The sequence below is a fragment of the Nostoc sp. UHCC 0251 genome (genome assembly GCF_034932245.1).
Lineage (GTDB): Bacteria > Cyanobacteriota > Cyanobacteriia > Cyanobacteriales > Nostocaceae > Nostoc.
Genome location: NZ_JAYGHD010000432.1, coordinates 1 through 8,833, shown reverse-complemented (window position 1 = coordinate 8,833; position 8,833 = coordinate 1). Strand labels below are relative to the sequence as shown.

The following is an 8,833-nucleotide window of genomic DNA, read 5'->3' as shown; positions in this document are numbered from 1 at the left end:
TTACGCTCCGCTAACACACCCTACTTTTGCACTTTATTTAATCCACGTTCCTTAGATAGATATTTACTACCTATCCACAGATCCCATAATTACGTCAACACTGCCAAGAATTACCACAATATCTGCAACCTTCATCCCGCGCAGTAAATGTGGGACAATCTGGAGATTGTTGAAATCTGCTGCGCGAATCTTCCAACGCGCAGGGAAGACGTTATCATCGCCTACCAAATAAATTCCCAATTCACCTTTACCACTTTCTACACGAGCGTAGATTTCACCCTTAGGAATCTTAAAAGTAGGGGAAACTTTTTTGCCGATGAATTGGTAATCAAATGCGTCCCACTCGGATTTTTTACCTGCGGCTAAACGCTTCGCTTCCAGATTTTCGTAAGGGCCGCCAGGAAGTCCTTTAATTGCTTGGCGAATAATTTTCACAGATTCGCGCATTTCCCGCATCCGCACTACGTAACGGGCAAAGCAATCACCAGCGGTTTCCCACTGCACATCCCAGTCGAAATCGTCGTAGCATTCGTAATGATCAACTTTCCGCAAATCCCATTGCACCCCAGATGCGCGTAACATTGGGCCAGAAAGTCCCCAGTTAATTGCTTCTTCACGGGTGATAGTTCCAATACCTTCAACACGTCGCCGGAAGATGGGGTTATCTGTTACTAAACGCTCGTACTCATCAACTTTTGGCAATAAGTAGTCGCAGAATTCCAGACACTTATCTACCCAACCGTAAGGTAAATCGGCTGCTACTCCACCAACGCGGAAGTAGTTATTATTCACCATCCGATAACCTGTGGCAGCTTCCCACAAATCATAAATCATCTCCCGTTCCCGGAACTGGTAGAAGAAGGGAGTTTGAGCGCCTACGTCAGCTAAGAAGGGGCCAAACCATAGCAAGTGGTTAGCAATGCGGTTCAACTCCAGCATGATGACGCGGATGTAGCTAGCGCGTTTGGGGACAGCAACACCTGCAAGTTTTTCTGGGGCGTTGACAGTGACGGCTTCGTTGAACATTCCCGCCGCGTAGTCCCAGCGACTAACGTAAGGAACGTACATTACATTAGTACGGTTCTCAGCGATTTTTTCCATTCCCCGGTGCAAATAGCCAATAACCGGTTCACAGTCAACAACATCCTCGCCATCCAGAGTCATGATTAGCCGCAGAACCCCGTGCATTGAGGGGTGGTGTGGCCCCATGTTTAGCACCATTGGTTCAGTGCGGGTTTCTAGTCTGGTCATAGATTTCGTGTTCTCCGTTCGTGAAAAATTTGAATTGAATCGCCCAGATGCCAACCAGAACCGATTTATCTAGTCTGCCAAAACGATGTTTGTAGGGGCAATCTATATAATTAGGACTCTACAGGGTTATGTTGGAGAGAGGATAGCAGCCGAGGAGTTGTAATTGATGTTTCATTTCGTTGCACCTCTTCAATTATTATAGGGAAGCTTGATATGCAAGGGATTGAGGCACAGGTTTTTTTCATGTAATCTCTTTTTGCATTTAAAATCCTGATGTTGTTAAATCCTGTTCAATCTTGTATAAGTTCGTGTCTAAGGCAATGGTACGTATACAGCCAACAGCTATTTAGATTTTTGAATAAGAATTCAGAAGTCAGAATACAGGAGTCAATTTAGGGACTTCCAACTAAAAAAATATCCCATCCCTGCGGGACGCTACGCGTAGCTTGCTTCCCCAAAGGGGTACGCTTTGGCGAGCAGGGGAAGCAGGGGAAGCAGAGGAGGAAGAATCTAACGATCATATAGTCGCTCTCAAAATTGAATAATTTAATTTCTGGAAGTCCCTTATTTATCAAAAATAAAATTAAAGATGAAATCAGATTCACAAACACCGCTAGATTTAGAAGAACAAGAACTGGCTTTTTCCCATATTTCCGTTTTGGGACGGGAGGTAATTGAGGGTTTGGCGGTGCGTCCAGGCGGGCATTATTTAGATGTGACGGTAGGCGGTGGTGGTCACAGTCGCCTGATTTTAGAAGCTGCGGCGGATGTGCGGGTAACGGCAGTTGACCAAGATGAGGATGCTTTAGCCGCCGCGCAAAAGAATTTAGCTGAGTTTAGCGATCGCATACAATTCATTTATAGCAATTTTGCTGACTACGAGTTTCCCCCTAATACTTTCGATGGTATTTTAGCTGATTTGGGGGTAAGTTCTTACCATTTAGACCAAGCAGAACGAGGTTTTAGCTTTCGCCAAGCTGCGAATTTGGATATGCGAATGGATCGAGGGCGATCGCTAACTGCTGCTGATGTGATCAATAATTGGGATGAGGCAGAATTAGCTGATATTTTCTTTAAGTACGGCGAAGAGAGATTATCGCGGCGCATTGCTCGTCGTATTGTAGAACGGCGACCGTTACACACTACTACAGAATTGGCTGATGCGATCGCTTCTTCAGTTCCCCCGAAATACCGTTATGGTAGAATTCACCCCGCTACCCGTGTTTTTCAAGCTCTGCGAATTGTCGTCAACGACGAGTTAAAATCCCTAGAAACCTTTTTGGATAAAGCCCCAAATGCCCTTGTCCCTGGTGGCAGAATTGCGATTATCAGTTTTCACAGTTTGGAAGACCGCCCAGTGAAGCATGGTTTAAGAAATTCACCGTTATTAAAGGTCTTGACAAAAAAGCCGATTATTGCTCAAGAAGAGGAAATTAGTCAGAATCCGCGATCGCGATCGGCCAAACTGAGGATAGCTGAAAAGTTGCTGTAACTACAATGCAGCGTTACAGCGCCTTGTAACTAAATGAGGTACAGAACCAAGGATTCACAAATCAAATTATTCTTCTCCCTCCTGCCTCAAAACCAGTGACTTTGTGCTTCATGCAAAAGAAAACTGCTGTAAACTCCTCCATCTCAACAATCTGTTAACCTAGCGTTGTTGAAGAGTTAAAAAATAATAAATGGAAATTAGTAATCTGTTTACAGCAGGTGGCATAGTAATGTGGCCTCTGCTAGCGTTCTCTTTGCTAGGCGTGGCGCTGATTATCGAACGGATCATCTTTTGGGTAAAGATAAATAAGCGGCAAAACAAGGTAGTGCGAGAGGTATTACAGCTTTATCGCCTTGATAATATAGTTAGTGCTTTAGATAAATTGCAAAAAAATGCTGATTTACCTATCGCCCGAATTTTTTTAGCAGCTTTAGAATTGGAGGAACCGACACCAGAGGAATTCCGTTTGGCATTAGAAAGTGAAGCACAAGCCGAAATCCCTTTGCTCAAACGCTCCCAAAATATTTTTGAGACAATTATTGGTCTTGCGCCCCTATTAGGACTTTTAGGGACTGTATTAGGATTAATTAACTCCTTTGCCTCTCTGAATATTGGAGATGTGGGAGGTAGTAAAACAATAGGTGTGACATCTGGAATTAGTGAAGCTTTAATATCTACAGCATCAGGGTTGGTAGTAGCAATATTTACACTTTTATTTGCTAATACCTTCCGGGGACTCTACCAGCGGCAGATTGCCTGGATTCAAGAATATGGCGGACAGTTAGAATTACTCTACCGTCGTCGCTACGAAAGAGGAGATAAACCATATCTGCCGAAGAAATAAAGCGGCACTGGGTAATTGTAAATTAGTAATCGGTAATTGAGATTAGTTCATTATTTGTTACCGATTTTGCTCTAAAACTTTTGACTCTAATAGTATTCTAAAATAACGAATAGCTTTGTTCGCTACAGTTATTGAGGAAATATTCCATGACTATTTGGGTAAATGAGCAAATCGATCCGTCTGGGATGATTCATGCCTGTATTGCCACTTGTAATGAATCTCAAGCCAAAGATTGTCATGATTCATTTCAGAATAATTTGACCGAGAGGCAAAAGGCCTCAGGTTGGATGGCGCGATTGCGGACAGTCGATTCTTGGGATGAAGTGCCGGTGAATTCTTTAAAACTCAATTAATTGGGTGCTATAGAAATTAGGCTGCATATCTGAAGTATCTCCTGGCAGACATAACTACTTTTGTTATTTTCTGCTTACTCCAACCTGCTTTGCTTTGTTGGGATTTTGATCAAATATATTTCATCTGCATAGGCGTAGCCCGCCATAGGCATCGCTTGTCTACTAAACGCTGTATCTATGCCAATGCCTAGAGCGATCGCAGCAAATTTCATGAGAACAGGTTAATAAAGGATAAAATTCGGATTAAAATTATCAAATTATTAGCAACTACTTCCAAAAAAAGTAACATATTATAGAAAAATGATGATTTTTCTTAACTTTTAAGAGGTATCATCTATACCGTAGATTAAATTAAAAAATTTGTATAAGCCGAATCAATTTAGTGAACTATCCCAAAGTTTACGCTTCGGAGCAAGCCTGTCCCATTAATTTAGTTGGCGAAACAGGACAAGCGGTTCAAATTTCAATTCATGCTCCCAGTCAATATATCTGTGCCAACTGCGAACGGATATTACCAGATTGGAAACGGCAGCCATTTTTACGAGTAGTGATTGTATTACAGCAATCGCGTTATCAATTAGTCAACAAGACAGCAGAAGTAGAGTCAGAGAAAGAACGCTTGCGAGAAAAGTTTATGCGATTTGGCTGTGATTTAGCATTTAATCTGCGCGATCGCGGCTATTTAACAGACCTGATCGACCCTCGTACAGGCTATCCTTTACTGTCTCATCCTGGAGCAATTCCCCACGATGACACAGCAGTTGTCAAAGCTTTGCTCAACTATCCAGTGATTAAAAATCAATGCCGTGTGTTAGTTCATCCCGATTGGGGTGCAGCAGTTTATCCTAGTATTTTGATATCAGAAGCTCCCCCAATTGTGATCGAATGGGTTACAAAAGGCGTAGCATCCATGCATGGGTGGAAAGAAAGTCATTAGTCATTAGTCATTAGTCATTTGTCATTGGGCATGGATTATTTCTTCCTGTTCTCCCTCATCTCTTCATATATATTGGAAATGAGGAGACTAAAAAACAAGCATCATAGAATCTGTGTCTCCAGACAACTTGTTCCAGGAAGCTAGGACAGTCGAAGCCTCTAATAGTGTGGCTTGCTATTTTCCTCTGATGAGTGGACGCTACGAAGTTAAGCCGGGGATGATGGCTTTTAGTTCGTGTTTTGGTAACACTCAAGCTGATCAGCAAGTATTTCAAATTGATGATAATTTCGCCCACTACCGTCAAGCTAAACTTTTAGCGCGTTTCTATCCCATCTTTAGCTTGACGATAACGTTGTTCTAACTCTTCAATACTTAGATGTGTCGCTACACTAATTCGTTTCGGCATTACTCATATTTGCACTCACCACTTTTATCGTAAGCGATTATCTGGACATGATATCAGTCTTTTAGATGCGATAAATCACGTCTCTACATGAGCCGTATTGGGATAAAATTGGTGATTTGTGTGTACACCGTAGCCGATGCTTTGGGGAAGAAATGGAATTTCCCCTCTTGGCAAGGGAGATTAAGGGGGGTAAATCCAGTTGATTACCAAGATGTGTGTACACCTTAGCCCCGCAGGTGAGCAGGGGTTGGGGTTCTTTTATGATTGATGGTTAACCCAACGCGGACTTTAATTCAGTTTCAGCTTGTTCCAATGCCTGTGGTAATTTACTCGCATCGCGTCCACCGGCTTGGGCTAAGTTCGGTCTTCCACCGCCGCCGCCACCGCAGATTTTAGCGATCGCACCTACAAATTTACCAGCTTGCAAACCTTTTTTGTTCACTTCTGAACTAAAAGCTGCAACTATACTAACTTTCCCCTCTTCAGGAACAGAACCCAGCACCACCGCACCGTTACCGATTTTTTGCAGTAAGCGTTCGGCTGCGGTTTTCAATGATTCTGGATCAACACCTTCTAATTGGGCGACAATAATTTTAGAATCGCCTACAGTTTGGGCTGTTTGCAGCAAGCTGTCAGATTTTGCGATCGCTAACTGTACCTTTAAGGTTTCCAATTCCTTTTGGCTATTTCTCAGTTCGCTTTGCAGACTTGTGATTCTATCTGGTAATTCTTCGGGTTTAACTTTAAAGCGATCGCTCAAATCTTTAACTACTTTATCCCGCAGGTTGAGATAATCTAGGATTGCTGGCCCTGAAACAGCTTCAATCCGCCGCACCCCAGAAGCTACTCCAGCTTCTGAGATAATCTTGAAGACGCCAATCTCAGCAGTATTACTGACATGAGTTCCACCGCATAGTTCCATTGATACGCTAGAAAAGTCGATTACCCGTACTTCATCTCCGTATTTTTCGCCGAACATAGCAACAGCACCCCTAGCTTTCGCCTCGGCTAAAGGTAATACTTCCACGTTTGCAGTATGTGCTTCGGCAATCCAAGCGTTCACCTGTTCTTCAATTTGTTGGACTTCCTCTGCTGTCAATGCGCGGGGACAGTTGAAGTCAAAGCGCAACCTGTCAAAGGATACCAAGGAACCAGCTTGAGAAATGCTATCATCAACGATCTTTTTCAATGCCGCTTGCAACAGGTGGGTTGCGGTATGGTTAGCTTGGGCGCGACGGCGACAAGCCGGATCAATTTGGGCGGTGACAGGATCACCTACGCGCAGTGTGCCGCGTTCGATGCGTCCGAAGTGAACAAAGAAATCAGATTCTTTCTTGACATCTTCTACCCGAACTACGATTCCATCGCCAGAGATATAACCGCGATCGCCGATTTGTCCCCCAGATTCGGCATAAAATGACGTTTTGTCAAGGATAATTTGTACCTGTGTTCCTGCTTCTACTTCCTCTTGGGAAACACCTTCAACCAAAATCGCTTCGACTTTTGCCGTCGCCGCCGATTGGGTGTAGCCTAAAAACTCGGTGACTTGGATGTGTTCTGCTAATTTGTCGAGGGAACCTTGTACAGTTAAATCGATGGTTTCATGTGCTGCTTTTGCACGTTCCACCTGCTTTTGCATTTCGGCATTGAATCCCGCTTCATCGACTGTCAGATGATTTTCTTCGGCAACTTCTTGAGTAAGTTCCAGGGGAAATCCGTAGGTGTCGTAGAGGGTAAATGCACTTTCACCGCTAATTTGAGTTTCCCCTCGCTGTTTCACCTCTTGGATAATTTCTTCTAAGAGTTTTTCGCCTCTATCCAGAGTTCTGAGAAAATTCGATTCCTCCCGTTGCAACTCGGCTTTAATTGCCCCTTCCCGTTGGCGCACATTGGGGTAAGCTGATTCCGAAAGAGCGATCGCAGTTTCGGCAACTTGGGTAGTAAATTCACCAGAAATCCCAATTAATCGCCCATGACGCACCACGCGCCGAATTAACCGCCGCAGCACATAACCCCGCCCCACGTTGGAAGCGCGAATTTCATCGGCGATCATGTGGACAACAGAACGAACGTGATCACCAATAACTTTTAGAGAGACTTTGGTTTTCTCATCGCTTTTGTAGTAATCAATGCCAGCAATTTGGGCGGCTGTTTGAATAATTGGAAAAATCAGGTCAGTTTCGTAGTTATTGGGCACTTTTTGGAGAATTTGCGCCATTCTCTCCAAACCCATGCCGGTGTCGATGTTCTTGTTTTGTAGTGGCGTTAAATTCCCGGAAGCATCCCGGTTATATTGCATGAAGACGAGGTTGTAAAACTCGATGAACCGGGAATCATCTTCTAAATCGATATTTTCGTCACCGCGTTCTGGGTGGAAGTCGTAATAAATTTCTGAACAAGGGCCACAAGGGCCAGTGGGGCCAGATACCCAAAAGTTATCATCTTCGCCCAAGCGTTTAATTCTCGCTACCGGCACACCGATTTGATCGCGCCAAATTCCAAAGGCTTCATCATCATCTTCAAAAACGCTGACGACGAGATTTTGGGGGGAGAAGCCAAAGACTTGTGTAGAGATTTCCCAACCCCAAGCGATCGCTTGTTCTTTAAAATAATCACCAAAGCTGAAATTACCCAACATCTCAAAAAACGTGTGATGCCGTTTGGTGCGTCCGACATTTTCGATGTCGTTGGTGCGGATACACTTTTGCGAAGTCGTAGCCCGCTTAAATTCTGGTGTGCGCTGCCCCAAGAATATTGGCTTAAATGGTAGCATCCCCGCGATCGTCAGCAGCACGGTTGGATCTTCTGGCACGAGGGAGGCACTTGGGAGAATTTGGTGTTCCCGTTGAGCAAAGAAGTCGAGGAATATGTTGCGAATTTCGTTACCGCTTAGGTACTGGGGATTTGAAGACATAGGTGTTTTTAACTTTGGACTTTAGGCTTGGGCGTAGCGGCACTAGGTAAGTGTATTTTCATAAATAGCTTTATATATTCTTGCATTTTGTTTCATATTACTGCCAGCTAATTGTGCAAGTCTGTGAGCTATATCCACTGATTAGGACGCTTTTAGACCATTATCTGGCTCTGGCAGGATGTGTACTCACATTTTGGTTGTTAAAATTAATCCTTAAGAAATAGTTTAAAATTCCCATACTAAGGTAGCAAATGGCACTAAAACTGAAAGTATCAAATATTGCTTGTGAAGGATGTGCAGAAACAATTACTGAATCTATCCACGTTATGGAACCTGATGCCAGAGTGGATGTCGATGTTAATGCTAAAACTGTCACGGTGGAATCCGCAGCTTCTGAGGAGTCAATCAAACAGGTAATTGTTGCTGCTGGTTACTCTGTTGAAGGTTATTGAAGCAATTCTAGCTTTCACAGAAGTTTAGATTTTATTATCTCAGGCGACGCTAACAACAAATTATTTATATTTTTCCGCCTCTAGCAAAGGCGGAATTGCATTACAGCAGATTGCGCTCTAATCGAATATACGTAGAGACGTAGCACTGCTACGTCTCTACAAGGTTTTGGGTTTTATATATGTA

At 43.5% G+C, this 8,833-nt stretch carries 9 protein-coding genes; 6 read left to right on the top strand and 3 right to left on the bottom strand.

Annotated features, from left to right (window positions below):
- Window positions 1-66 precede the first annotated feature (66 nt).
- Window positions 67-1,251, bottom strand: coding sequence for an NAD(P)H-quinone oxidoreductase subunit H (locus VB740_RS34540; RefSeq protein ID WP_012411270.1), 1,185 nt, complete (start codon window positions 1,249-1,251; stop codon window positions 67-69).
- Window positions 1,252-1,840: 589 nt separating this feature from the next.
- Here VB740_RS34540 and rsmH point away from each other — a divergent pair.
- The 3 genes from rsmH to VB740_RS34525 all read left to right on the top strand — a co-directional run bounded on the left by rsmH (window position 1,841) and on the right by VB740_RS34525 (window position 3,940).
- Window positions 1,841-2,743: a 16S rRNA (cytosine(1402)-N(4))-methyltransferase RsmH gene (gene rsmH, locus VB740_RS34535; protein ID WP_323204320.1), complete on the top strand. Its 903-nt coding sequence runs from the start codon at window positions 1,841-1,843 to the stop codon at window positions 2,741-2,743.
- A gap of 190 nt (window positions 2,744-2,933) precedes the next feature.
- Entirely contained in the window at window positions 2,934-3,587 is a 654-nt protein-coding gene (locus tag VB740_RS34530; RefSeq protein WP_323204319.1) for a MotA/TolQ/ExbB proton channel family protein, read from the top strand.
- A 146-nt stretch (window positions 3,588-3,733) separates the two neighbouring features.
- A complete protein-coding gene (locus tag VB740_RS34525; protein WP_322639033.1) occupies window positions 3,734-3,940 on the top strand; it encodes a glycogen debranching protein in 207 nt (68 codons plus the stop codon).
- Window positions 3,941-4,014: 74 nt separating this feature from the next.
- Here VB740_RS34525 and VB740_RS34520 read toward each other — a convergent pair whose 3' ends face one another.
- Window positions 4,015-4,152 (bottom strand): hypothetical protein, encoded by a 138-nt coding sequence (locus VB740_RS34520; RefSeq protein ID WP_323204318.1) that lies wholly within the window; start codon window positions 4,150-4,152, stop codon window positions 4,015-4,017.
- A 170-nt stretch (window positions 4,153-4,322) separates the two neighbouring features.
- On the opposite strand from VB740_RS34520, the gene VB740_RS34515 reads away from it, so the two are divergent.
- Together VB740_RS34515 and VB740_RS34510 are read left to right on the top strand one after the other, a co-directional pair.
- Window positions 4,323-4,877 (top strand): methylmalonic aciduria and homocystinuria type D protein, encoded by a 555-nt coding sequence (locus tag VB740_RS34515; protein ID WP_323204317.1) that lies wholly within the window; start codon window positions 4,323-4,325, stop codon window positions 4,875-4,877.
- Window positions 4,878-4,989: 112 nt separating this feature from the next.
- Entirely contained in the window at window positions 4,990-5,238 is a 249-nt protein-coding gene (locus VB740_RS34510) for a hypothetical protein (protein ID WP_323204316.1), read from the top strand.
- 316 nt (window positions 5,239-5,554) lie between these two features.
- Here the strand turns inward: VB740_RS34510 and alaS are convergent, their stop codons facing one another.
- The gene (gene alaS / locus VB740_RS34505) at window positions 5,555-8,197 is read right to left on the bottom strand and encodes an alanine--tRNA ligase (RefSeq protein ID WP_323204315.1); all 2,643 of its coding nucleotides are present in this window, start codon (window positions 8,195-8,197) and stop codon (window positions 5,555-5,557) included.
- A 251-nt stretch (window positions 8,198-8,448) separates the two neighbouring features.
- On the opposite strand from alaS, the gene VB740_RS34500 reads away from it, so the two are divergent.
- A complete protein-coding gene (locus tag VB740_RS34500) occupies window positions 8,449-8,649 on the top strand; it encodes a heavy-metal-associated domain-containing protein (RefSeq protein ID WP_323204314.1) in 201 nt (66 codons plus the stop codon).
- Window positions 8,650-8,833: the final 184 nt, after the last annotated feature.